Source organism: Streptomyces sp. NPDC020489, from assembly GCF_044386545.1.
Classification (GTDB): domain Bacteria; phylum Actinomycetota; class Actinomycetes; order Streptomycetales; family Streptomycetaceae; genus Streptomyces.
Genome location: NZ_JBIRUZ010000001.1, coordinates 113065 through 137950, shown reverse-complemented (window position 1 = coordinate 137950; position 24886 = coordinate 113065). Strand labels below are relative to the sequence as shown.

18 protein-coding genes are annotated in these 24886 nt (G+C 71.6%); 3 read left to right on the top strand and 15 right to left on the bottom strand.

Annotated features, from left to right (window positions below; genetic code table 11):
• Nucleotides 1-59: 59 nt before the first annotated feature.
• Entirely contained in the window at nucleotides 60-221 is a 162-nt protein-coding gene (locus tag ACH41F_RS00555; RefSeq protein ID WP_391229078.1) for a hypothetical protein, read from the bottom strand.
• A 125-nt stretch (nucleotides 222-346) separates the two neighbouring features.
• On the opposite strand from ACH41F_RS00555, the gene ACH41F_RS00550 reads away from it, so the two are divergent.
• The gene (locus ACH41F_RS00550) at nucleotides 347-1450 is read left to right on the top strand and encodes a M48 family metalloprotease (RefSeq protein ID WP_391229077.1); all 1104 of its coding nucleotides are present in this window, start codon (nucleotides 347-349) and stop codon (nucleotides 1448-1450) included.
• 114 nt (nucleotides 1451-1564) lie between these two features.
• Here ACH41F_RS00550 and ACH41F_RS00545 read toward each other — a convergent pair whose 3' ends face one another.
• The 5 genes from ACH41F_RS00545 to proB form a co-directional block, all read right to left on the bottom strand.
• Nucleotides 1565-2641: a hypothetical protein gene (locus ACH41F_RS00545; RefSeq protein WP_391229075.1), complete on the bottom strand. Its 1077-nt coding sequence runs from the start codon at nucleotides 2639-2641 to the stop codon at nucleotides 1565-1567.
• A 100-nt stretch (nucleotides 2642-2741) separates the two neighbouring features.
• A complete protein-coding gene (locus ACH41F_RS00540) occupies nucleotides 2742-3347 on the bottom strand; it encodes a hypothetical protein (protein ID WP_391229073.1) in 606 nt (201 codons plus the stop codon).
• Between the two features lie 114 nt (nucleotides 3348-3461).
• Nucleotides 3462-4748, bottom strand: coding sequence for a glutamate-5-semialdehyde dehydrogenase (locus tag ACH41F_RS00535; RefSeq protein WP_398831891.1), 1287 nt, complete (start codon nucleotides 4746-4748; stop codon nucleotides 3462-3464).
• Nucleotides 4749-4821: 73 nt separating this feature from the next.
• Entirely contained in the window at nucleotides 4822-5289 is a 468-nt protein-coding gene (locus ACH41F_RS00530) for a hypothetical protein (RefSeq protein WP_391229069.1), read from the bottom strand.
• Nucleotides 5290-5459: 170 nt separating this feature from the next.
• Nucleotides 5460-6587 carry a glutamate 5-kinase gene (proB, locus tag ACH41F_RS00525; RefSeq protein WP_391229067.1) on the bottom strand — a complete coding sequence of 376 codons (1128 nt, stop codon included), beginning with the start codon at nucleotides 6585-6587 and terminating at the stop codon, nucleotides 5460-5462.
• 203 nt (nucleotides 6588-6790) lie between these two features.
• On the opposite strand from proB, the gene ACH41F_RS00520 reads away from it, so the two are divergent.
• Complete coding sequence (locus tag ACH41F_RS00520; protein ID WP_398831888.1) at nucleotides 6791-8182, top strand: polysaccharide pyruvyl transferase family protein; 1392 nt, start codon at nucleotides 6791-6793, stop codon at nucleotides 8180-8182.
• Nucleotides 8183-8470: 288 nt separating this feature from the next.
• Nucleotides 8471-10537, top strand: coding sequence for a hypothetical protein (locus ACH41F_RS00515; RefSeq protein ID WP_398832752.1), 2067 nt, complete (start codon nucleotides 8471-8473; stop codon nucleotides 10535-10537).
• Here the strand turns inward: ACH41F_RS00515 and ACH41F_RS00510 are convergent.
• The 9 genes from ACH41F_RS00510 to ACH41F_RS00470 all read right to left on the bottom strand — a co-directional run bounded on the left by ACH41F_RS00510 (nucleotide 10515) and on the right by ACH41F_RS00470 (nucleotide 24829).
• Nucleotides 10515-11729: a glycosyltransferase gene (locus tag ACH41F_RS00510; RefSeq protein WP_391229064.1), complete on the bottom strand. Its 1215-nt coding sequence runs from the start codon at nucleotides 11727-11729 to the stop codon at nucleotides 10515-10517. The genes ACH41F_RS00515 and ACH41F_RS00510 overlap by 23 nt on opposite strands.
• Before the next feature lie 232 nt (nucleotides 11730-11961).
• Nucleotides 11962-13983: a hypothetical protein gene (locus ACH41F_RS00505; protein WP_391230555.1), complete on the bottom strand. Its 2022-nt coding sequence runs from the start codon at nucleotides 13981-13983 to the stop codon at nucleotides 11962-11964.
• Nucleotides 13984-14168: 185 nt separating this feature from the next.
• The gene (locus ACH41F_RS00500) at nucleotides 14169-15668 is read right to left on the bottom strand and encodes a D-ribitol-5-phosphate cytidylyltransferase (RefSeq protein ID WP_391229063.1); all 1500 of its coding nucleotides are present in this window, start codon (nucleotides 15666-15668) and stop codon (nucleotides 14169-14171) included.
• Nucleotides 15669-15774: 106 nt separating this feature from the next.
• Entirely contained in the window at nucleotides 15775-16308 is a 534-nt protein-coding gene (locus tag ACH41F_RS00495) for a hypothetical protein (RefSeq protein ID WP_398831885.1), read from the bottom strand.
• A 165-nt stretch (nucleotides 16309-16473) separates the two neighbouring features.
• Nucleotides 16474-18024 carry an alkaline phosphatase D family protein gene (locus ACH41F_RS00490; RefSeq protein WP_391229060.1) on the bottom strand — a complete coding sequence of 517 codons (1551 nt, stop codon included), beginning with the start codon at nucleotides 18022-18024 and terminating at the stop codon, nucleotides 16474-16476.
• A gap of 436 nt (nucleotides 18025-18460) precedes the next feature.
• Nucleotides 18461-19906 carry a GTPase ObgE gene (gene obgE, locus ACH41F_RS00485; protein ID WP_391241474.1) on the bottom strand — a complete coding sequence of 482 codons (1446 nt, stop codon included), beginning with the start codon at nucleotides 19904-19906 and terminating at the stop codon, nucleotides 18461-18463.
• Between the two features lie 134 nt (nucleotides 19907-20040).
• Entirely contained in the window at nucleotides 20041-20295 is a 255-nt protein-coding gene (rpmA, locus tag ACH41F_RS00480) for a 50S ribosomal protein L27 (RefSeq protein WP_030961848.1), read from the bottom strand.
• Between the two features lie 14 nt (nucleotides 20296-20309).
• Nucleotides 20310-20630 (bottom strand): 50S ribosomal protein L21, encoded by a 321-nt coding sequence (gene rplU, locus ACH41F_RS00475; protein ID WP_041819941.1) that lies wholly within the window; start codon nucleotides 20628-20630, stop codon nucleotides 20310-20312.
• A gap of 239 nt (nucleotides 20631-20869) precedes the next feature.
• Nucleotides 20870-24829, bottom strand: coding sequence for an Rne/Rng family ribonuclease (locus tag ACH41F_RS00470; protein ID WP_398831880.1), 3960 nt, complete (start codon nucleotides 24827-24829; stop codon nucleotides 20870-20872).
• Nucleotides 24830-24886 lie beyond the last annotated feature (57 nt).

Sequence of the window (24886 nt, the reverse complement as noted above, 5' to 3'; positions counted from 1 at the left end):
CCGCCGTTGGGACGCCGGGTTGCCGTCCGGCTCGCGCCGGAGGGAACCTCCGCGGCGCGTCAGTCGTCCTTCTGCCTGTAGCCACGCAGCAGGAACCACGCGGTCAGCGGACAGCCCACCAGCATCACCACCAGTACGACCCGGAGCAGGTTTCCCGGCCCTTGCTGCTCGGCTGCGCCCGCGGCTGCGGTGAGCCAGGCGGACGCGGGGTGGTGCTCCATGACGGGACTCCTTCGCTGTACTGCCCGTCCACCGTATCTCCGCCTAGGCTGGGCTCTGCTTCGGGGGCGCAAAGGACCGCACAAGGGTCCGCAAAGGACCACCTCTCACGCACATGGGGGAAGACATGTCCGACGACGGCCACGAGCAGAACGGGCACGAGAACGTGCCGAGCAGGCAGCGCAGGCGCTTCCCCGGGATCTCCTCGCGCGCCTACGAGCACCCCGCCGACCGCTCCGCGCTGGTGGCGCTGCGCAAGCTGAGCGGGTTCGACACGGTCTTCAAGGCGCTGAGCGGGCTGCTGCCCGAGCGGAGCCTGCGGCTGATGTTCCTGTCCGACTCGGTGCGGGTGTCGGACCAGCAGTTCGCGTACCTCAACGACATGCTGCGGGACGCCTGTTACATCCTGGACCTGGAGAAGGTCCCGCCGATGTACGTCAGCCAGAACCCGCAGCCGAACGCGATGTGCATCGGCCTGGACGAGCCGATCATCGTGGTCACCACGGGCCTGGTCGATCTGCTCGACGAGGAGGAGATGCGGGCGGTCGTCGGGCACGAGGTGGGGCACGCCCTGTCCGGTCACGCGGTCTACCGGACCATCCTGCTGTTCCTGACCAACCTCGCCATCCGCGTGGCGTGGATCCCGCTGGGCAACCTCGCGATCATGGCGATCGTGACCGCGCTGCGCGAGTGGTTCCGCAAGTCGGAGCTGTCGGCGGACCGGGCGGGCCTGCTGGTCGGCCAGGACCTGCGGGCCTCGATGCGCGGCCTGATGAAGCTGGCGGGCGGCCACCATCTGCACGAGATGAACGTGGACGCGTTCCTGAAGCAGGCCGAGGAGTACGAGGCCGGGGGCGACCTGCGCGACTCGGTGCTGAAGATCATGAACGTCCTGCCGCGCTCCCACCCCTTCACCACGGTGCGGGCGGCCGAGCTGAAGAAGTGGGCCGAGTCCCGCGACCACCAGCGGATCATGGACGGCCACTACCCGCGGCGCGACGAGGACAAGGACACCTCGGTCACGGACTCCTTCCGCGAGTCGGCGGCCGCCTACGCGAGCAACGTCAAGAGCTCCAAGGACCCGCTGATGAAGCTGGTCACCGACATCGCCGGCGGCGCGGGCGACCTGGGCGGCCGGGTCCGCCGGGGCTTCGGCGGCTTCACCAGCGCACCCCCGAGGGACGAAGAGCCCCCGAACAACAGGGACACGCCCCCACGAGACGAGACCTGAGGGCGCCGAGGCCGCCGGAGGCGCCTCAGGGGCGCGGGGAACTGCGCGACCAGCCACACACAGCCCGCACTCGCCGACAACGCGGCCCCCAACGGCGGCCAGGCGCACCGCACCTCACACCTTCGGCTGCGCCCCCGCCGCCAACGTCCCGCACACCGCCGTAGCCCGTCCCGTCGCGAACGGGTCCGTCCCGGTCGGTCCGCCCGCCTTCGCGGTCCGGCCGGCCAGCAGCGGGCGCAGCAGCTCCGCCACGTCGTCCCCGCAGGACAGCGGCCCGGCCTGGACGTACGACACGGTGAGCTGCGCCTGGTGCAGCCGCACGTCGTTCTGGTCGAAGCGGAAGCGCATCTCGCGCCGCACGGTGAACAGCGAGGAGTCCGCCCCGGCGGCCGCGCCGGCCGGCCGCAGCGCGTAGACGAAGGTGTGGTCCGAGGTGATCTCCAGGAACGCCGAGGACGTCTCGGTGGTCCTGAGGGTGCCCCGGACCCGGATCCGGGGGTCGGCCAGCTCGACGGTCTCGGGGTCGAAGCGCACCAGCCATCCGGTGACCGCGTGCCGTCCGTCGGCGGCCGGATGGTTCAGGCTCTCGTCGAACTGGGGGTGCTGGTCGGCCGGCAGCAGCACCCGCACGGGCCGGGTCTCCCCGCCGGTGAGCACCTCCGGGTAGAGCGCGGAGCGCACGAGGTACTCCTTGACGGTGTCCAGGGCGCTCATGACCTGTGTCGTGGAGAAGTGCGAGGTGTCCCGGGCGGCGGGCAGGGTGATCCCGGCGGCGCCGACGCGGAACCGGGCGGCGGGGCTGTGGGCGTACAGGGACTCGGGGTCGGCCGCGCCGGGCACCTCGCCCTGCGGGGCGAGCGGGACGACCGTGGTGCGGAACGCGGAGGCCTCGACGTCCCGGAGCGCGGCGGGGTTCTCGTAGGGGTGCCGTACGCCCATGTAGATCGCGGTGCCGAAGGCCAGGGCGATCAGCACGGCCAGCACGAGCAGCTGCCGGGACAGGCCCCGGCGCATCGGCGGGAGGCGCCGGACGGCGGGCGCGTGGTCGGCGAGGCGCTCGCGCGCGGAGAACTCCTGGAGCCGGGCAGCGCGGACGAACGACTCGTCGAAGACGACGGATCGGTACTCGTCCTCACCGCCACCGGGGACGCCCTCGGGTGCCCCCTCAGGCGGGTCTCCAGGCCCTCCCATACCTTCAGAGTAGGTCTCCGGGAGCTCAGGTAAACGCCCCGCTGTGCGACAACTTCTGACAGGTTCTCACCGGGATCGTCGGCAGCCGGCCGGTCCTTGGTCAGGGGGTGCGCGGGAAGGCCGAGATGGCCGGCTGGGAATGGTCGGCGGAGGCCGAGGGGGCCGCCGCGGAACCCTGTTCCAGACCGGTCGAGGCGGGTGCGGGCGGGCCCTGGTCCCGGCTGTCGGAGGAGGCGCCCCGGTAGACCGCGACGAAGGCCAGCGCGACCATGCCGACGCCCATCACGAGCGCCAGCATCCAGGCGACGGGACGGTGCCAGCGGACCTGCTTGCCGTAGGTCCAGGGGGCGCCGTAGCGGCCCTCGAGGATGTCGGCGTCGTCCAGCTCGTCGAGCTCGGGATCATGGCCGAAAGCGCCGCGTCCCGCGGGACCGAACCCGTCCTCGTAGCGTTCACCGCCGCCGTGGGCCCGGCGGGCCTCGGCCTCGGAGGCCTCCGCTCTCGCCTGGGCGGCGGCCAGGAGGCGTTCGACGGCGGTCGGCTCGTGCACCACGGCCGCTCGTACGAAGGCCTCGTCGAAGACCACGGAGGCGAACTCTTCGTCCGACACCCCGCGGTCGTGGTCGTCGTCGGGCTCCCAGCCGTCAGGGAACGGCATGCCCCCCACGTCCTCCGGCACGGATCCAGAGTAGACCTGGGGGGTCATTTTGGGCAGACGGTACGGAAATTCGTCCGCCGTCCGAGGCACCTCGCGTGCGGTAGGGGCGCGTACCGCACGCGTGTGCCGACCGCATATGCGCCTCTGGTGCGCCTCGGTGCCTCAGCGCCGGACGTGTCCGTCGCCCGTGACGATGTACTTCGTGCTCGTCAGCTCCGGCAGCCCCATCGGGCCGCGCGCGTGCAGCTTCTGCGTGGAGATGCCGATCTCGGCGCCGAAGCCGAACTGGCCGCCGTCGGTGAAGCGGGTGGAGGCGTTCACGGCGACGGTGGTGGAGTCGACCAGCTGGGTGAAGCGGCGGGCCGCCTGCTGGGAGGTCGTCACGATGGCCTCGGTGTGGCCGGAGGTCCACAGCCGGATGTGCTCGACGGCCTTGTCGAGCGAGTCGACGACGGCGGCGGCGATGTCGTAGGACAGGTACTCGGTGTCCCAGTCCTCCAGCGTCGCCTCGACGACGGTGGCCTTGGTGTCGTTCGCGTACGCCAGCACGCGCGGGTCGGCGTGGACGGTCACCCCGGCCTCGGCGAGGGCGTCCAGCGCGCGCGGCAGGAACTCGGCGGCGATGTCCTGGTGGACCAGGAGGGTCTCGGCGGCGTTGCACACGCTGACCCGCTGGGCCTTGGAGTTGATCAGGATGTCGATCGCCATGTCGACGTCGGCCTGGGCGTCGACGTAGACGTGGCAGTTGCCGGTGCCGGTCTCGATGACGGGGACGATCGACTCGGTGACGACGGTCTGGATCAGCGAGGCGCCGCCGCGCGGGATGAGCACGTCGACCAGGCCGCGGGCGCGCATCAGCTCCTGCACGCTCTCCCGCGACTGGCCGGGGACGAGCTGGATCGCGTCGGCGGGCAGTCCGGCGCCGCCCACGGCATCGCGCAGGACCCGGACGAGGGCGGTGTTCGACTCGTACGCGGAGGCCGAGCCGCGCAGCAGGACGGCGTTGCCGGACTTCAGGCACAGGGCGGCGGCGTCCACCGTGACGTTCGGGCGGGCCTCGTAGATGATCCCGACCACGCCGAGCGGGACGCGGACCTGGCGCAGGTCGATGCCGTTCGGCAGGGTCGAGCCGCGCACCACCTCACCGACCGGGTCGGGCAGCGCGACGACGTCCCGGACGTCGGAGGCGATGGCCCGCACCCGCTCGGGGGTGAGGGTGAGCCGGTCGATGATCGCCTCGCTGGTGCCGGCCTCGCGGGCCTTGGCGATGTCCTTGGCGTTCGCCTCGACGATCTCGCTCGTACGGACCTCCAGCGCGTCCGCGATCGCGAGCAGCGCGTCGTCCTTCTCGGCCCGCGGCAGCGGGGCGAGGTCGGCGGCGGCGGCCTTGGCACGGTAGGCGGCCTGGGCGACCGGGGACATGGCGTCGTACGGCGAGAGCGTGGTCATGAGGGAAGGGTAGTGCGGACAAGCGGGACGGCCGGCGTTCATCCCACACCCCGAGACATCCGTCCACCTGCCGTCAGAACGGGTGGACCCCCACCGGCGTCGCCGGGAGCGGGCCGTACCCCTCGGAGATGCGCTGGTGGTAGGTCTCGCGGTCGATGACCTCCAGGCCGACGATCTCCCAGGGCGGCAGTCCCGCGGTCAGCCGGTGCTCGCCCCACAGCCGCAGCGCGACGGCGGCCGCGTCGTGCAGGTCGCGGGCCTCCTCCCAGTACCGGATCTCCGCGTGGTCGCCGGCGTAGCGGCTGGTCAGCAGAAAGGGGTGGTCGTGGGCGAGCTGTTCGAGACCGCGCCGCACCTCCTTCAGCGGGGCCTGGGGCCCGGAGACGCTGAGCGTGACATGCCACAGCCGGGGCAGGTCACGCGGCTCCTCGTACCGGTCACCGGCCGCGACGCTCGTCAGGGCGCGCTCCTCGCCGGCTGCACGTGACGAGACCTCGGCGGTACCGCTGCGGGACCGATCCCCCGGGCGCACTCGTCTCACGACGGCCTCCTCCACTCAGTGACCGACCCGGTGGTCGTGCGGAATGTGTCCCTGGGACAAAGTTGAGCAGGCCGCAAGGGTTCGTGTGGCGCTTTTGCGGAACGTCCACCTGAGGGCGACGCTCCGGCCGGGGCGTTCACCCCGTTTTCGGGTACGCCGCCCGGACGGCGTCAGGGCTGGAGGATCACCAGGTCGTCGCGGTGCACGACCTCGCGCTCGTAGGCCGCGCCCAGCTCCTGCGCCAGCTCCCGGGTCGAACGCCCGATCAGCTGGGGAATCTCCCTGGCGTCGAAGTTGACGAGCCCGCGGGCCACCGCGCGCCCCTCGGCGTCCCGCAGCTCGACCGGGTCGCCGGCGTTGAACTCGCCCTCGACGGCGGCGATCCCGGCCGGCAGCAGCGAGGTCCGGCGCTGGACGACCGCGCGGACCGCGCCGTCGTCCAGGGTCAGCGAGCCCTGCGGGGTGGAGGCGTGCTGGAGCCAGAGCAGGCGGTCGGCGGAGCGCTTGCCGGTGGGGTGGAAGTAGGTGCCGGTGTCACCGCCGGAGAGCGCCTCGGCGGCGTGGACCGCGCTGGTCAGCACCACCGGGATACCGGCCGCGGCGGCGATCCGGGCGGCCTCGACCTTGGTGACCATGCCGCCGGTGCCGACGCCGGCCTTGCCGGTGCTGCCGATCTCCACGTGCGCCAGGTCCGCGGGCCCTCGCACCTCCACTATCCGCGAGGTGCCGGGTTTGCTGGGGTCGCCGTCGTAGACCCCGTCCACGTCGGACAGCAGGACCAGCAGGTCGGCGCGGACCAGGTGGGCGACGAGGGCGGCGAGACGGTCGTTGTCGCCGAAGCGGATCTCGTCCGTGGCGACGGTGTCGTTCTCGTTGACGATCGGGAACGCGCCCATCGCGAGGAGCTTGTCGAGGGTCGTGGAGGCGTTGCGGTGATGCGCGCGGCGGCTCATGTCGTCGCTGGTGAGCAGGACCTGGCCGACCCGGACGCCGTAGCGGGCGAAGGAGGCGGTGTAGCGGGCCACGAGCAGGCCCTGTCCGACGCTGGCGGCGGCCTGCTGGCGGGCGAGGTCCTTGGGGCGGCGGCGCAGTCCCAGCGGGGCGAGTCCGGCCGCGATGGCCCCGGAGGAGACGAGGACGACCTCCCGCTCTCCCCCGCCGCGGCTCTTGGCGAGCACGTCGACCAGGGCGTCGACCCGGTCGGCGTCCAGGCCGCCCGAGGCGGTGGTCAGCGACGAGGAGCCCACCTTGACGACGATCCTGCGGGCCTCGGCCACGTCCTGCCGTGCGCTTGCCACCTGCACTGTCCCCACTTCCTTGCGCGTGACAGCAATCTACGCGAACCGGCCCGTGTGAGACGTCTCGTTCCAACCCCCGGACACCTCACGCGGTAACCGGTTGCTCACCGTTTGCGTACGGCAAAAAGGTTGTAGGGGTTGCTTATAGAAATCAAAGGGGATCCAAATTTAAGTTGTAGTTTGTGTCGCCTAAAGTTCACAGTGTGAAGCGCATCCTGATCCGGTCCGGCAAGAGCCCGTTCGACGTGGTTCCCACGGAGGAGTCCCTCCAACGTGACCTCATCGCCACCAACTCGGGCAACCTGATCTTCAGCGACGCCACGCACAAGATCCTCGAGACACCGGACACCGAGGTGCACTCGAACGGCATGCGGTCCCTGGTGTCCGAGGCCGACCGGATCAACCAGGAGTACGACGCCTTCGTCGTCCCTCTGGCCAACGCCTTCCGACCGTCCTTCGAGACGGCGCTCCAGCGGCTGACGCGGCTGATCCAGCGGCTGAAGATCCCGGTCGTGGTGGTCGGGGTCGGCGCGCAGACCGGGCTGAACTACGACCCGTCGCGGCTGAAGCCCATCGAGCCGTCGGTGCGCGCGTTCGTCTCGGCGGTCCTCGACCACAGCGCCTCCATCGGGGTGCGCGGCGAGTTCACCGAGCAGTACCTGAAGGACATGGGGTTCCGGGACGTCGAGACGATCGGCTGCCCCTCGCTGTTCATGTACGGCAAGGAACTCGACGTGCGCAAGCGGACGCCCGCGCTGACCGCCGAGTCCCGGATCGCGATCAACGGCTCGCACAACGCGGTGCAGAAGCAGGGCCTCGGCAAGCTCATCGCCCAGACCCACGCCCGCTATCCGCACCTGCGCTTCATCGGCCAGAACCTCAGTGACGCGCGGCAGCTGCACTGGCGGGACCTGTCGGACCCCAACGCCAAGGTGACGGCGATACCGACGCACCCCGACCACCCGATGTACGGGGAGGACAAGGTCCGGGTCTACCTCGACCCGATCACCTGGATCGACGACCTGCGCGCGTTCGACTTCTCCTTCGGCTCCCGCATCCACGGCAACATCGCGGCGCTGCTGGCGGGCACCCCCGCGACGGTGCTCGTCGGTGACTCCCGGACGCTGGAGCTGTGCCGCTACTTCGACATCCCGCACGTCCCGATCGACAAGGTGCCCGCCGACCTGGACCCGGCGCGGCTGTACGAGGAGGCGGACTTCGGCGCGCTGGTGAGCGGTCACCAGGAGCGCTTCGAGCGGTTCACCGGGTTCCTCGACCGCAACGGCCTGCGGAACACCTTCACGCACGGCGACGGCGGCGCGGCCTTCGAGAAGCGGCTGGGCAAGCTCTCCTTCCCGCCGGCCGTGCGTCCCTGGCTCGAGGCGGACCTCGGTTCGCTGGCCGCGCGGATGGCGTTCATGCAGCGCCAGATCACCGAACTGGGCCGGGACAACGAGCGGCTGAAGCGGGACCTGGCCCGGGCGAAGTCCGGATCGCGGACGTCCGTGAACATCCCGGCGCCGTCGGTCTACCGCCGGGCGCGCCGGGTGGTGGGCGCCCCCATCCGCCGGGCTCTTCAGTCGGGCCGCCCGTAGCCCTAGCACTCCACGGTCGTCACAAGGCGCCCGGACACGCGCGTGTCGTCCAGAGGTCGGCGGGCGTTAACCCGGGCGCACGTCCTGCGACGACCTTGGAGTGACGCAGTGTCCCCTTCCCTTGCCCGCCGGCGCTTCAAGAAGAGGCCGAAGGCGTCCAAGACGCCGAAACGGCCCGCGAAGAGACTCCGCCTCGGACGCTCCCCGAGACGCCCGCGCACCCGTTCGCTCGCGGGTCTCCTGAAACGTCCCTTCAGCCGCCCGCGCAGGCGCCGGGTCGCCCTCCCGCTGCGCCGTCGCGCCGCCCAGCTGTCCGTCATCGCCCTGCTGGCCGCCGCGTTCGCCGCGCAGGCCGTCGCGGCCCTCCTGCCCGACATCCCGCTGCTGCTCGCCGCGACGGCCGCCTCGGTGGCCGGGGAGGGCGTGCTGTACCGGTGGCAGCGCCCCATGATGTCGATGTTCGCCAAGTCGCACGCTGACATCACCGTGCGGCACGTGCTGCGCGACCTGCTGCTGGTGGCCGGTCTGCTGCGGGTCGGCGAGCAGGAGCGCGAGTCGGTGTACGCCCCGCTCGTCGCCGGCGTCCTGATCTTCTACGGTCTGCACTTCGCGATCCAGGCGGTCTCGGTCCTGGTCCGCCGCACCCGCACCCTGCCGGTGGTGACCCGGAACATCGACGCCTCCGCGCTGCGCCTGACCACCGCCCCGCCCGCACTGCTGCTGCGCCGGCCGGGCCACCGGCTGCTGCTGTTCGGGCTGCCGGCCACCGCCGGTCTCGCGGCGACGGCGGCCACCGACGTGCCCGCGGCCGCGGCGGCGGGGGTCGCGCTGTCGCTGCTGCTGGCGCTGTTGGGCCTGGGTGAGCTGCTGCTGCGGCTGCTGCCGAGCCGTCGTCCGGCGGGCGAGCAGGAGGTGCTGGACTGGTTCGACGCGTGGCTGGCCGAGTACCGGCCGACCGTCGGCCTGTACTTCTCCGGCGGCGCGTCCTCGGCGTACCAGGCGAACATGTGGCTGGAGCCGCTCGCCAAGCTGGACGCGCGGCCGGTCGTCGTGCTGCGTGAGCGGTTCATGGTGCAGAAGATCGCGGCGACCGACATCCCGGTGATCTGCCTGCCCAAGGTCACCACGCTGATGCGGCTGGAGCAGTCCACGCTCCAGGTCCTGATCCACCCCTCCAACTCCGGCAAGACCTCCCAGGTCCTGCGCATCCCCACGCTCAAGCACACCTTCGTCAACCACGGCGAGAGCGACAAGCTGTCCTCGTGCAACCCGTACGCGAAGGCGTACGACGAGGTGTGGGTGGCCGGTCCCGCGGCCCGTGAGCGCTACGCGCTGGCCGAGGTCGGCGTGGACGACCGGGACGTGGTGGAGATCGGCCGTCCCCAGCTGGACGCCGTGACGCCGTACGCGGGCCCGCCGACCGGCACGTACACCACGGTGCTCTACGCGCCGACCTGGGAGGGCTGGGACGGCAACCCGGGCAACACCTCGGTGATCGCGGCCGGCGAGAACCTCGTACGGGCGCTGCTCGCCGACGACGGCGTACGGCTGCTCTACAAGCCGCACCCGCTGACCGGTTCGGTCGATCCGCGGGCCGGGGCGGCCGATCAGCGCATCCGGGAGCTGATCCGGGCGGCCAACCGGCGGCGGACCGGACCGCGTCCCGCCGACGACGGGGAACTGGCGCTGCGGACAGCGGAGTTGGACCGGCTCACCACGGCCGACTTCCGGGACGGCGCCGACCAGGTGGAGCGGATGCTGCTTCAGTCGGTGCCGCCGAAGGGGCGGGCACGGGCGGTGGAGCGGGCCATGGCCGCCTGGGAGGAGGCGTACTGGGCGTCGCTGCCGGAGTGGGAGCACCAGGTCGTCACCGACGCCCGGCCCGCGCTGTACGCCTGCTTCAACCGGGCCGATCTGCTGATCAGCGATGTGTCCAGCGTGGTCAGCGACTTCCTGGCGAGCGGCAAGCCCTATGCGGTGGCCAACACCAGCGGGCTGGCCGAGGAGGCGTTCCGGGAGACCTTCCCGACCGTGCGGGCGGCGACCGTGCTGACGCCGGACGGACAGGGGGTGCCGGCGCTGCTGGAGGCGGTGCGTCGGCCGGAGAAGGACGGGCTGGCCGAGGAGCGGGCGGCGTTGAAGCGCCATCTGCTGGGCCCGGCGGAGCCGGTGTCGCAGGTGCGCTTCGACGCGGCCGTGCAGGCGCTGTGCGCGAAGGCCGGGGAGCACCGCACGCGGATGCGGGAGCGGCTGGCGGCGGAGATCCCTGCGCCGCGGCAGACCGGGGAGCGGGCCGGAGAACAGGCCGGGGAACGCTCCGAGGAGCCGTCGGTCACACCGCCGCAGCCCGCTTGACGCCCCGGCCCGGCAGCATCCGGCGGGCCTTGCGCGCCGCCCGCCGGGTGAAGGAGTCGAGCCCGCCCTCCCGGTACCCGGGGAAGTTCCGGGCCTCGCGCGGCTCGGCGAGGTAGACGGCGTCGGGGATGCCGGCGGCGGCGTCGCGGAAGTGGGGGTAGGCGAGGTACAGACGGCGGCCGCGCTTCTCCAGGAGCGCGGCGGCCTGCCTCTTGTCCCGCAGGAACGTGAGGACGTCCAGGAGGAGGTCGGGCCGTTCCTCGGCGATCAGGTGCAGGCGCAGCCGTTCCTCGACCTTGAGGCGGACGGCGACCTCGTCGGTCCAGTAGGCGTCCATCAGGGGCTTGGCGAGTTCCAGCTTGTGCCGGCGGACCTGCTCGCTGTCCTTGAGGAAGCGGGGGCCGAACTGCGGCAGCAGGGTGACGAGGAACGGGCGGAGCATGAGCATGTCGCGCCGCGGGCCGGCCGGGACCATCTCCGCGATCAGGTTCATCAGGGCGCGCGCGGAGTCGAAGCGCAGGGTGTAGCTGCCGCTCTTGGTGACGTGCTTGCCGTCCTCACGGCCCACCAGGTAGTAGCAGACGTAGTCGTCGATGAGGGAGACGCCGTCGGCCCGCAGATAGGCCTCCATGGTGAACAGGGCGTCCTCGCCGGTCCACAACGACTCGTCGAAGCGCATGCCGTGACGCTCCAGCAGCTCACGGCGGAACAGCTTCTGCGCGCTCAGGGTGAACTTGATGTTGGAGGACCAGATGTCGGTGCGCTCCAGCGTCTTGCCCCACATCGACCGCGGGGGCTTGCGGTTGATGCCCTCGACGCGGCCGAGCACCACGTCGGTGCCGTTGCGGTCGGCCATCGCGACCATCCGCTCCAGGGCCTCCGGGCCGAGCCGGTCGTCGGCGTCCAGGAAGAACACGTACCGTCCGGCGGCCTTGCCCAGGCCGACGTTGCGCGGGCCGCTGGGGCCGCCGGAGTTGTCCTGCCGGATCACCGTGACCGGCATGTCGGCGCGGGCGGCGAACTGCTCCAGGCACTCGCCGGTGCCGTCGGTGGAGCCGTCGTCGACCGCGATGACCTCGATGCGGGTGTGGTCGATGGTCTGGGCCTCGACGGAGGCGAGGCAGTCGACCAGGTACGGCATCGCTTCGTACGCCCCGATGATCACGGTCACATCAGGCTGCGGCACGGACACACTTCCCCCACATCATGAGGAACCCTTGGTCATAGGGCATTCCCCCTGTATTGGCTTATTCGCAACGTAGTAGACGGACCAGGACGGGAAGCGGTTGCCTGCCCATACCATTTTTGTGGCGCAGGTCACCGGGCCCTGGACACCCGTCCTCCTGACATACGTAACAGGGCCCTGTTTCCGAGAGTCACCTCCCGAAAACAGGGCCCCTTTTTACGTTCTACCGCTGCGCCGGTCAGGCCGTGGTCGTGGCCTCGGCCGCTCCGCTCGCCGCCCGTGACTCCTGGCCGACGTTGCGTGCCTCCGCCTTGATGGCGAGGTTGGCCACCGCGGTGTTGAACTGCTCGATCGAGGTCGGCTCGTCCGGGCCCAGCAGGTACTGCTTGAGCTCCCTGCGGTCCGCCGCCAGCGGGTCGCCCGCGGGGTCGCGGACGGCGTCCAGGAGAGCGCCGAGCTCGATGGCGCTGTTGGACAGGATCGTCGCGGCGCGCACCGCGGTGTTCTGCCGCTTGAACTCCTCCACGCCCAGCTCGGCGGAGTCCGTCACCGCGTACGGCTTGCCGCTGGCGATGAAGTCGGAGACCACGCTGGAGATGTCGGAGACCATCGCGTCGGAGACGTTGAAGCAGTCGTACAGCCGCGGCTCGGCGCCGGTGATGACCCGGTGCTCGAAGCTGCCGAAGGAACGCCAGTAGGCGTCGTTCCACTCGGCGCGCAGCCGGGCGATCTCCTCGTGCCGGGCCACGTCGACCACGCCGTCCCGGGTGGCCTCGGCCTCGTCGCCCTTGTCGCCGCCGCTGCCGGACAGCACGGCGATCCGGGCCTCGATCCGGGCGAGGTCCGCCTTGGCCCGCGCCTGGGCGGCCGCGTCGGCGGAAAAGCGGGCGTCGGCGGCACGCTCGGCGGCGGCCTTCTCGACCAGGGCCGTGATCCGCGCGTGCGCGGCGCCCGCCTCCTTGCTCACCGTGCCCGTGAAGGGGTGCGGCTTGTACAGGACCCGGACCGGCGGGTCGGCCTGCACCAGCCGCCGCACGATGTTCTCGCCGGCCAGCACGATCGAGGTGTTGCCGGGGTTGCCGTCCCAGCCCTCCCAGGTGGGCGCGTACAGCACGGTCGGGACACGGCCCTCGGGCACGCCCTGCCAGGTCTGGATCGGCGCCAGCTGGGGGCGGCCGACCTCGGCGATGTCCTCGTCGCGGACACCGACGTCGGCGATGGCGTAGCGGTCGCGGCCCGCGCGGCCCGCGGTCCACACCTCGTCGTACACCTTGCTGAACGGGTTGACGCTGGCGAGCTTGTCGCTGTCGCCGTGGCCGATGAAGACGTGCTTCATGGTCGGCACCCGCAGCAGGTGGATGTTCTTGCCGACGTTCGCCGCGTACAGCGCGACGCGCACGGTGCTCAGGTCCATGTTCATCAGGTGCACCCCTCCGGGCACGCAGATGACGGGGACCGTGGTGGGCGCCAGGTTGGCCAGGATGACCCGCTCACGCAGGATGATCAGCGGCCTGGAGTCCAGCTGCCCCATGGTCTCCAGCCACATGTTGACCTGGTAGGCGGAGTCCTTGGAGCCGGAGAAGTACAGCACCGTCTCCGGCCGGTAGGCGGCGAGCCAGTCGTCGACGGCGGCGAGCACGGCGTCCGCGTGGGGCGGGGTCTTGCTGCCGCGGACGTACGGCATGAGCGCGAGGACGTACAGGCAGCCCAGCGCTATCGTCACACCGATGCCCACCAGGGCCGGGACGGTCTCGTCCACGGCCGCGCCGACCAGCACACCGACGACGGCGGCGAGGTCCAGGTGCAGCATCTTCTCGGCGCTGCGGTGGAGCAGCCGGCGCGGCGGGGCGTCCGGGATGCGGATGCGGGACTTCAGGTCCACGTTGCGGGTGGCGACCGGCATCCTGCGGCGGTTGCGGATCAGGGTGACCAGCGCGCCGTGCGGGGCCTGAAGGCCGTAGAACGCGATGAAGCAGGCGACCGTGCCGTAGAAGACCAGGCCGTCCGCGAGGCCCAGGCGGGCCAGCAGCAGGACCAGGAGCAGCTGCCTGATCAGGAAGCGGATCGACAGGCCCGCGCGCACCTTGCTCAGGCGGTTGATCAGATAGCTGCCCTTGCGGTGCAGAAAGTGGTCCGCCAGGTACGTCACCGCGGCGGCGGCCGTGAAGGCGGGAACGCTCGGGACGAGCGCGGCCAGCATGAGCGCCGGGAAGCCCAGGATCATGAGGGCCGCCGCGGCCAGTTCGGCCGCGCTGCCCACCCGGGCGACGCGAATGGCTCTGGTTATCACAGAGGAACCTGCTCTTGGAGGGGGAGTGCTGGTGTGGTTCTGACGTGCAGCGAACATGTGAGGAATTCGCGAGGGGGAGCTATTCAGGCCCCTGCGAATGCTCCGATAACGGGCAGCCACAGAGGCCTGAATAGCAGATGTTCAATTGCAGACGATTATGCCACGCCGTCCTGACGGTCCAACACGGCGGCCAGCGCCTGCTCGAAGCCGGAGGCCTGCCCCGCGGCCGCGGTCGGGTCCTGCTGGCGGACGTCGATCACATGACCGGTCAGCTCCGAGAGCAGGACGTCGAGCGAGGTACGGGCCACCGCCTCGGAGGAGAGCAGCGTGCCCGTGGGCTCCTGGCCGAAGGCCTTGGTGCGCATCGGGGTCGCGGTGCGCTCCGGGTTGATGCAGTTGACGCGGACGCCGTCACCGGCCCACTCGTCGGACAGGGCCTGGGTGAGGTTCACCATCGCGGCCTTGGTCGAGGAGTACAGGCTGTACTCGGCACGGCCGCGGGTGTAGCTGCTGGAGGTGTAGAGCAGCAGCTGGCCCTTGGTCTCCGCCAGGTACTTGTAACTGGAGCGCGCGATCTGCACCGGGGCGAGGTAGTTGACCTTCAGCGCCTCCTCGATGGTGGCGTTGTCGGTCTCGGCCAGCTTGCCGATGCGCAGCACGCCCGCGGTGTTCACGACGAAGTCGATGCGCCCGGTCTCGGCGTACGCCTTGGACAGCGCGTCGTCGACCTCCTCGGGGTTCTCGACGTGCGTGCCGGTGGTGGAGCGGCCCAGCGCGTACACCTTCGAGCCGTAGGCCTCGGCGAGTTCGGCGATGTCCTTGCCGATGCCGTACGAGCCGCCGAAGACCACGACCGTCTTGCCGGTCAGCAGCTCGCGGTAGGCCTCCTCGGAGACCTGCTCGGGCGCGGCGGTGGAGGCCAGCTGGAAGAGCTTGTCGGCGATGAAGACGTCGACGGGCTGGGTGACCTTCATGTTGTACTCGTCGCCCGCGACGACGTGGATCGGCACGTCCGGCAGGTACTTGAGCACGACCGAGCAGTCGTCCGTGGCCTGGAAGTTGGGGTCACCGGCGGCGACCTCGTAGGCCCGCTTGATGGTGGACAGCTTGAAGGCCTGCGGGGTCTGGCCGCGGCGCAGCCGGGAGCGGTCCGGGATCTCGGTGATGAACTCGCCGTCGTCGCCGTGCTTGCGCGTGACGATGATGGTGTCCGCGGACGGGATGGCGACGTCGACGGCCTGGTAGCGCTCCAGCGCGACCACGCAGTCGTCGATGACGCGCCGCGACAGCAGCGGGCGAACGGCGTCGTGGAACAGGACGTTGACGTCCTCGCCCTCGGCCAGCCCCTCGCCGAGCGCCTCGATGGCGCGCTCGGTGGTCTCGTTCCGGGTCGAGCCGCCCTCGATGACCTTCTTGACCTTGGTGAACCCGGCCTTGGCCACGATCTTCTCTATGTCCGGCACATAGCCCGGCGCCATCAGGACGATGATGTCGTCGATCGAGTCGGCGTTCTCGAAGGTGGTCAGGGTGTGCTCGATGACTGCCTTGCCGGCGATCTTCAGCAGCTGCTTGGGGATCGAGAGACCCACGCGCTGACCGGTACCCCCGGCCAGGATCACTGCGGTGGTGCGGGGCTTGGCGATGTGCTGGGACACAGATGACCTACCTCGGGGCGACAGGGAACTCGGAAATGGTCCCACTTCCGGTTACCGCAGTGCAAGGTGAGCGCCCTCCGCCGCATATGTGCGCGCCATCTGTCATTCACCTTGTACTCCAGGTGACGGAGGGAGACCCGAATCGGGCACCCGTGGAATTGCTGTGAGTAAGCGCACAAACGGTCAATGTCCGCGGAGCTTCTTCAGACAGCGATGCCCCCGCACCTTCACGAGTTCCCGGGAGGGCGTCCGGTGCACCGAGCGCGCCGTGCCGGGGGCCGGTGCGCCCTGCCGGCCTCGCGGCCGCGGCCGCAAGCGCGCCGTACAGCGCCTGGGCAGCCACTTCGGGTGACACCCGCGGTTCGGCGGGCGCCTCCCGCACGGGCGGCGGCAGTACGGCGGCCGACAGCGCCGGGTCGCCCAGCACCCACACGCCCGTCGCGGTGATCCGTCCGGTCGTCTCGGCGCCGATCCGCGCGGCGGCCTCGACGGCCCGGCCGGGGGTGCCGATCTTCACGTCCTCGGACGAGGGGCTGCACGTGTTCTTCATATGCATGACGGCGCCGTTGCGGACGAGCGGGGAATACCACTCGTCGGGCAGTCCATTGGCGCGGAATTCCCGATTAAGATTCCGCAGCATTTCGGTCTCGGCGAGGGTGAGCGAACCGTTCGCGGCGTCCGGGACCGGCTGGAGGAGATTCTCGGGCAGCCCGAGAAGCCGCTCTGCCGAGGGGTTCCTGAGACGGCGCTGAGGGAGACCTGGGACACCGATGAGTCCCAGGCTCCCCTCACCCCGTGTCCGCGGTCAGGCGAGCTCGACCCCGGGCCGGTCCGACTCCACCCGCAGCCTGGCCAGGGTGCCGGCCGTCGCCTGCGGCCGGCGAACCGTGTCGACGACCCTGACCTGGGCGTCGATGCCGTGCCGGTCGACGTCGAAGAGGTGGTAGCCGCGGTGGGCGTCGAGCAGCTTCCAGTGCGGGTTGTCCGCCATCAGCGGGTCCCACTGCTTGCGGAAGGTGTCCTGGTCCTGGTCGCCGTTGCTGGAGATGGAGGTGCCCACGAACTCGGCGCCGACGACGTCGGAGTCCGGGTCGGCGTAGTCCTGCTTGAGGTCGCTGATCATGGTCAGGTGGCGGTCGCCGGTGAGCACCACGGGGTTGCGGACGTCCTCGAACTCCCGCATCAGCTGGTTGCGTTCGGCCTGGTAGCCGTCCCAGGCGTCGTAGTACCAGAGCTTGCCCTCGCCGACCTTCAGGTCGGTCTCGGCCATCATGATCTGCGAGGCGACGAGGTTCCAGCGGGCCGGTGAGTCGTGCAGTCCGTCGAGGAGCCACTCCTTCTGCCGGGCGCCGAGCATGGTGAGCGCGGGGTCCTGGGCGCCCTCCTGGCTGGTGGCCTGGTCGCTGCGGAACTGGCGGGTGTCGAGCACGTTGAGGCGGGCGAGGCGGCCGAACTCCAGGCGGCGGTACATCTGGATGTGCGGGCCGTTCGGCACGGAGGTCGCGCGGACCGGCATGTGCTCGTAGTACGCCTGGTAGGCCGCGGTCAGCCGGGCCGTGAAGGCGTCGTGCGCCTGCTTGTCGGGGTCCTGCGGGATCTCGCCGGCGAAGTCGTTGTCGACCTCGTGGTCGTCGAAGGTGACGATCCAGGGGGCGCCGGCGTGCATCGCGGCGAGGTCCGGGTCCGAGCGGTACTGGGCGTACCGGTTGCGGTACTGGACCAGGGTGTACGGCTCCCCGGTGCCCTCGTGCCGGCGCACCCCGGTCGAGGCGGGCGAGGACTCGTAGATGTAGTCACCGACGAAGAGCACGAAGTCGGGGTCCTGGGCGAGCATGTCGGCGTACGGCGTGAACCAGCCGTGCTGGTAGTTCTGGCAGGACGCGAGGGCGAAGCGCAGACTGCCGCCCTTGCTGTGCGGATGGGGGGCGGTGCGGGTGCGGCCGGTCGGCGAGATCTGCCCGCTCGTGCGGAAGCGGTACCAGTAGCCGCGGCCCGGGCGCAGACCGCGTACGTCCACGTGAACGCTGTGCCCGTACTCGGGCCGGGCCTGGGCCACGCCCCGGCGCACGGTCTTCCTGAACCGCTCGTCCTCCGCGAGCTCCCACTGCACCGGCACCGCACGGTCGGGCATGCCGCCGCCGTTCAGCGGGTCGGGGGCGAGCCGGGTCCACAGGACGATGCCGTCGGGCAGCGGGTCGCCGGAGGTGACACCGAGGCTGAACACCCCGTCGGGCAGCGCCGATCCGGCCGCCCGGGCGGTGCCCGGCACCCACAGCTGGGCGGAGGCGGCGGCGCCGAGCACGGCGGCACCGGCGGTCAGAAAGCGGCGTCGGTCGGGCGACGTTGCTCCGGTCATCAGCGAACTCCCCTGCCTCACTTGCCTCTTGGACAAGAAGAAGCTCGCCTTCTCGACGGTCCGCCCGCTGAACCGTGGTCTTCGCATGCATGACAACTCGGAAGACAACAGGGGCCCCGGCGGCACAGGGGGTGTTCTTCCGCCGCGGTCGGCCGCGTGGGGCACGTGAACTTCGGCTGAGGTACGGGCGGTGCGGCTGAGGTTCTTGGACCTCAGCCGCACCGCCCCGTACGACTCACCGGAACGACGGTCGCCTGACCCGCCGCGCGCAGGGCTGCACACGCGGCAGGTCGGGACGGACGGTCAGCCGCGCGCCAGGACTGCGCACGCGGCAGGTAGGGACGGACGCTCAGCCGCGCGCCAGGACTGCACACCCGGCAGGCCGGGACGGACGCTCAGCCGCGCGCACGGCTGCACACGCGGCAGGTCGGGACGGTCAGCCCTCGAAGGGGTCGAAGTCGTCGAACTCCCGCGACGCCTCGTCCCGTTCGGCCTCCTTGTCGCGGCGCCGCTGGGCGGCCGGACGCGGTGCCTCGAAGCGGTGGTCCTCGCCACGCCGGCCGAGCATCTCGGCACCGGACATCAGCGTCGGCTCCCAGTCGAAGACGACCGCGTTGTCCTCGGGGCCGATCGCGACGCCGTCGCCCGCGCGGGCGCCCGCCTTCATCAGCTTCTCCTCGACACCGAGGCGGTTGAGCCGGTCGGCGAGGTAGCCGACGGCCTCGTCGTTGCTGAAGTCGGTCTGCCGCACCCAGCGCTCCGGCTTCTCGCCGCGCACCCGGAACAGCCCGTCCTCCTCGCGCGTCACGGTGAAGCCCGCGTCGTCCACGGCCTTGGGCCGGATGACGATCCGCGTCGCCTCCTCCTTCGGCCGCGCGGCGCGTGCCTTCGCGACCACGTCGGCCAGCGCGAACGACAGTTCCTTCAGCCCCATGTGCGCCACCGCCGACACCTCGAAGACGCGGTAGCCGCGCGCCTCCAGCTCGGGGCGCACCATCTCGGCGAGGTCCTTGCCGTCCGGGACGTCGATCTTGTTCAGCACGACCATCCGGGGCCGCTTGTCCAGCCCGGCGCCGTACTGCCGCAGCTCCTCCTCGATGATGTCGAGGTCGGAGACGGGGTCACGGTCGGACTCCAGGGTCGCCGTGTCCAGCACGTGCACCAGCACGCTGCACCGCTCCACGTGCCGCAGGAACTCCAGGCCCAGGCCCTTGCCCTGGCTGGCGCCCGGGATCAGGCCGGGCACGTCGGCGATGGTGTAGACGGTCGAACCGGCGGTCACCACACCGAGGTTGGGCACCAGCGTGGTGAAGGGGTAGTCGGCGATCTTCGGCTTGGCCGCGCTCAGCACCGAGATCAGCGAGGACTTGCCCGCGCTCGGGTAGCCGACCAGCGCCACGTCGGCGACGGTCTTCAGCTCCAGGACGATGTCGTGGAGCTCCCCCGGCTCACCGAGCAGCGCGAAGCCCGGCGCCTTGCGCCGCGCGGAGGCCAGCGCCGCGTTGCCGAGGCCGCCACGACCGCCCTGGGCGGCGACATAGGAGGTGCCGTGGCCGACCAGGTCGGCGAGGACGTTGCCCGCCCGGTCCTGGACGACGGTGCCGTCCGGCACGAGCAGGACCAGGTCCTGGCCGTCCTTGCCGGAGCGGTTGCCGCCCTCGCCGGGCTTGCCGTTGGTGGCCTTGCGGTGCGGGGAGTGGTGGTACTCCAGGAGCGTGGTCACCGACTGGTCGACGGTCAGGATGACGTCGCCGCCCCGTCCGCCGTTGCCGCCGTCGGGGCCGCCGAGCGGCTTGAACTTCTCCCGGTGGACGGAGGCACAGCCGTGACCTCCGCTACCCGCGGCGACATGGAGTTCGACGCGGTCCACGAAGGTGGTCATGGTGAGGTGCCTCCAGCACTTGAAATCTTCGTACGGTTCTCTACTGCTCTAACACGCGAAAGGCGGACCCGCCTTCCCGCACGGGAAGTGAGGTCCGCCTCGCGAAACGTTCGGTCTGAGCCCTAAGCGTTGGCTCAGGCGACCGGGACGATGTTCACGACCTTGCGGCCACGGTGGGTGCCGAACTGCACCGCACCGGCGTTCAGCGCGAACAGCGTGTCGTCGCCGCCACGGCCGACGCCCGCACCGGGGTGGAAGTGGGTGCCGCGCTGGCGGACCAGGATCTCACCCGCGTTGACGACCTGACCGCCGAAGCGCTTCACGCCGAGGCGCTGAGCGTTGGAGTCACGACCGTTACGGGTGGACGATGCGCCCTTCTTGTGTGCCATCTCTCCTCAGTCCCTTACTTCGCAGCCGCGGGGATCTCAGTGACCTTGATCGCCGTGTACTGCTGGCGGTGGCCCTGACGACGGCGGTAGCCGGTCTTGTTCTTGTAGCGAAGGATGTCGATCTTGACGCCCTTGTGGTGGTCCACGACCTCGGCCTGGACCTTGATACCGGCCAGGACCCACGGGTCGCTGGTCACGGAGTCGCCGTCGACAACGAGCAGGGTCGAGAGCTCGACCGTGTCGCCAACCTTGGCAGTGGAAATCTTGTCAACCTCAACGATGTCGCCGACAGCAACCTTGTGCTGGCGACCACCGCTGCGCACGATGGCGTACACGCGGATCTCACTCTCTTGCTCGGGGACGGCACCCCCGCAGTCCAGCAGCCCGACACAAGGGCAGCCTCTCCCGGTCGGACACAACCCGGGAGGAAGAGGTTTACGGGGATGTGACGTGTCAGTCGACACGCCGACGCTCAAGGCTACGGGGCCGCAGCCGAACGGGTCAAACCGGGTCGGGCCCCCCGGGTGTGCGGCTGATCACTTCTGACCAGCCGCACCCCGGGACGAGCCGGACGTCAGCTCTCGTCGGCGGAAGCGGAGACCGAGGACGCCGTCTGCTCGGCCGCCGCGGTCTTCTTCGCCGTCGTCTTCTTGGCGGCGGCCTTCTTGGTCGTCGCCTTCTTCGCGACCGCCTTCTTGGCGGCGGTCTTCTTGGTGGCGGCCTTCTTCGCCGTCGCCTTCTTGGCCGTCTTGCGGGCCGTCCGCTTCGCCGGAGCCGCGGCCTCCTCCTCGGCGGCCGGGGCCTCGGCTGCCGGGGCCTCGGGGGCGCTCTCCGCCGCCGGGACGACCACGACGGCCGCCTCCTCCGGCGCGGTGGGCGCGGTGGCCTTGCGGACGGCACGGCGCCGCGGACGGGCCGGGGCGGCGCTCTCGGCGGGCGCCTCGGCGGCCACCGGCTCGGCCGGAGCCTCCTCGGCGACCGGCGCGGGCGCCGGCGCGGACTCGGTGACCGTCACGACGGCCGCCTCGGCACCCGCGGGCGATCCGGCGGGCGCCGACACCTTCCGGGTCGCACGACGGCGCGTACGGCCCTTGGGCGCGGCGTCCTCGACGACCGGGTCCTCGACGGCGGCCGGCTCGGCCTGGGCCTGGGTGGCCGGCTCCGGCTGCACCGGACGCTCGACCTCGTCCTCCGCGGTCACGTCCTGGGCGGTCGGGACCTCGGCCTTCTCGACGGCCTTCTCGCCCTGCTCGGCCTTCTCCGTCCGCTCCCGCCTGGGCGTGCCGGCCGGAGCCGACGCCCGCCGGCTCGTCCGTCGCCGCGAACGGCCACGGGTCGCGGCGGCCTCGGCCTCGGCGGCGCTGCTGTACAGCTCCTCGTCCGCCTCGTACTCCGGCGCGGGCAGCGCGACCGGGGCCGCGGCCTCGGCGGCGACCTCGTCCTCGGTCTCCGCCTCCTCGGCGGACTCGGCGCTCTCGACGGCCTCCGCCGCCTCGGCGGCCACCGCGGCCTCGTGCACGTGCTCGATGCCGCCGCGCCCGCGCTTCTTGCGCTTGCCGCCGCCACCGGCGGAGGTCGGCTGCTCCATGTGCACGATGACACCGCGCCCGTTGCAGTGGACGCAGGTCTCGGAGAAGGACTCCAGCAGGCCCTGGCCGACCCGCTTACGGGTCATCTGCACCAGGCCCAGCGAGGTGACCTCGGCGACCTGGTGCTTGGTCCGGTCCCGGCCCAGGCACTCCAGCAGGCGCCGCAGCACCAGATCCCGGTTCTGCTCCAGCACCATGTCGATGAAGTCGATGACGATGATGCCGCCGAGGTCGCGCAGCCGCAGCTGACGCACGATCTCCTCGGCCGCCTCCAGGTTGTTCCTGGTGACCGTCTCCTCGAGGTTGCCGCCCTGACCGGTGAACTTGCCGGTGTTGACGTCGACCACGACCATCGCCTCGGTCCGGTCGATCACCAGCGAGCCGCCGCTGGGCAGCCAGACCTTGCGGTCCAGCGCCTTGGCGAGCTGCTCGTCGATCCGGTACGACGCGAACACGTCGATCTCGGAGGTCCACTTCGACAGCCGGTCGGCGAGGTCGGGCGCCACGTGCGAGACGTATCCGTGGATGGTCTCCCACGCCTCGTCGCCGCTGACGACGACCTTGGTGAAGTCCTCGTTGAAGATGTCGCGGACGACCCGGACGGTCATGTCCGGCTCGCCGTACAGCAGCGTCGGCGCGTTGCCGTTCTTCGCCTTCTTCTGGATGTCCTCCCACTGCGCCTGGAGTCGCTCGACATCGCGGCGCAGCTCGTCCTCGCTCGCGCCCTCGGCGGCGGTGCGCACGATGACGCCCGCGTCCTCGGGGACGATCTTCTTGAGGATGGTCTTCAGACGCGCGCGCTCGGTGTCGGGCAGCTTGCGGCTGATGCCGGTCATCGACCCCTCGGGCACGTACACGAGGTAGCGCCCGGGCAGGGAGACCTGGCTGGTGAGCCGCGCGCCCTTGTGCCCGATCGGGTCCTTGGTCACCTGCACGAGCACCGGCTGACCGGACTTCAGCGCGCTCTCGATGCGCCGCGGCCCGTTGGCCATGCCGAGCGCCTCGAAGTTGACCTCACCGGCGTAGAGCACCGCGTTGCGGCCCTTGCCGATGTCGATGAAGGCGGCCTCCATCGACGGCAGCACGTTCTGGACCTTGCCCAGGTAGACGTTGCCGACGTACGAGGTGGCCTGCTCCTTGTTGACGTAGTGCTCGACGAGCACGTTGTCCTCGAGGACGCCGATCTGCGTGCGGTCGCCGTACTGGCGGACGACCATCACGCGCTCGACGGCCTCGCGGCGGGCCAGGAACTCGGCCTCGGTGATGATCGGCACCCGGCGGCGGCCCTGCTCACGGCCTTCGCGGCGGCGCTGCTTCTTGGCCTCCAGACGGGTCGAGCCCTTGATGGACTGCACCTCGTCGGACGGCTCGGCACCCTTGTCCCGCGCGGGACGGGGCTCGCGGACCTTGACGACCGTGCGCTCCGGGTCGCCGTCGTCGGGCTCGGTGTCGACGGAGGTGTCACCGGCACGGCGACGACGGCGCCGGCGGCGACGGCTGCTGGAGGACGAGGAGCCGCCGTCGTCGGAGTGGTCCTCGTCGGCGTCCTCCTCGGTCTGCTCGGCGGTGTCCTCGGCGTCCTGATCCGCCTGCTCGGCGGCGAGTTCGTCGGCGTCCTCGCCGTCCGCCTCGGCCTCGGCGGAGTCACCGCGGCGCCGGCGGCGGCCACCGCGACGGCGGCGACGGCGCGAACCGCCCTCCTCGGCGTCGTCGGTCTCGACGGAGTCCTCGGCGTCGGTGCCGTCCTCGGCCTCGTCCGTCTCGTCCTCGGCGGCGCTCTCCACGGCGGCCGGGGCCTCGGCGGGCTCCTCGGCACCCCGGCGGCGGCGCCGGCGGCGCGGGGCGGGCTCCTCCTGGAACTCCTCCTCGGCCTCCTCGGGTTCCGTCCCCGCGGCGGCGGCCTCGGCGGCGGCCCGCTGCGGCGTCTGGAACTGCGGCTCGGTGAACACGGGCGCCTGGAACACGGCCACGGCGGGCCGGGCGGGCTTGCGCGGCTCGTCGTCGTCGGTCTCCGCGGCGGCGGGCGCGGCGAACCCGGTGGCGGCCCGGCGCACGGAACGCCGTCGCGCACGACGCGGGCCGGCCTCCTCGTCGGCGGCGGGCGCCTCGGGAGCGGCGGGGGCCTCCACGGCGGCCTCGGCGGCCGGCTCGGTCTCCTCGGCGGCGCTCACGGGCGCCTCCACGCTCTCCGACGTACGGCGCGTGGTGCGGCGGCGGGTGCGGCGCGGGGCCTCTTCCTCGGCGAGGGCCTCGTCGGCGACGGGGGCGGGCTCGGCCGCGGGCGTCGCCTGGGCCTCGGTGTCCTGGACGGGCGCGGTCACCCGGCGCGTGGCCCGACGCCGGGTGCGACCGGCAGGCGCGGCGTCCTCGGCGGGCGCCTCGACGGCGGCCTGCTCGGCGGGGGTCTCGGCGACGGCGGGGGTCGGCTCGGCAGCGGGCACGACGCTCTCCGCGGCGGCCGGAGCACCGGCGGGCGCGGAGGCGCGCCGCGTGGCACGCCGACGCGTACGACCGGCGGGCGCGGGCTCGGCAGCGTCCTCGGCGGCGGGCGCGGTCTCGGCGGCGGGCGCCACGGGCGTGTCGGTCACGGGCACGACCGTCTCGGCGGCCTCGGCCGCGGTCGTGGCAGCGGCGGGGGCGGTGGCGCGCCGCGTGGCACGCCGACGCGTACGAGCGGCCGGAGCCGGCTCCCCGACGGGCTCGGGGGCGGCGGGGGCCTCCGCGGCGACCGTCGTCTCCTCGGTCTCTTCGGTCTCCTCGGCCTCGACCGTGTCGACGGCATCGGCGGCCGGTATGGCCGGCGTCACCTCGTCCGGGGTCTCGGCGGCGGCGCCGACCGGCGGACCCGCCGGTCGGGAAGCGGCCCGGCGCCGACGACGCGGCGGCAGGGTGTCGCTGGGGGTGTTGAGTTCGGAACCCTCGGTGGGTTCGGTCGGCTCGAGCATGCGGGCGTTTCTCCCGTCAGGCTCCCGGGCGCCGCGCCTGGCCCGGCACATGCCGGT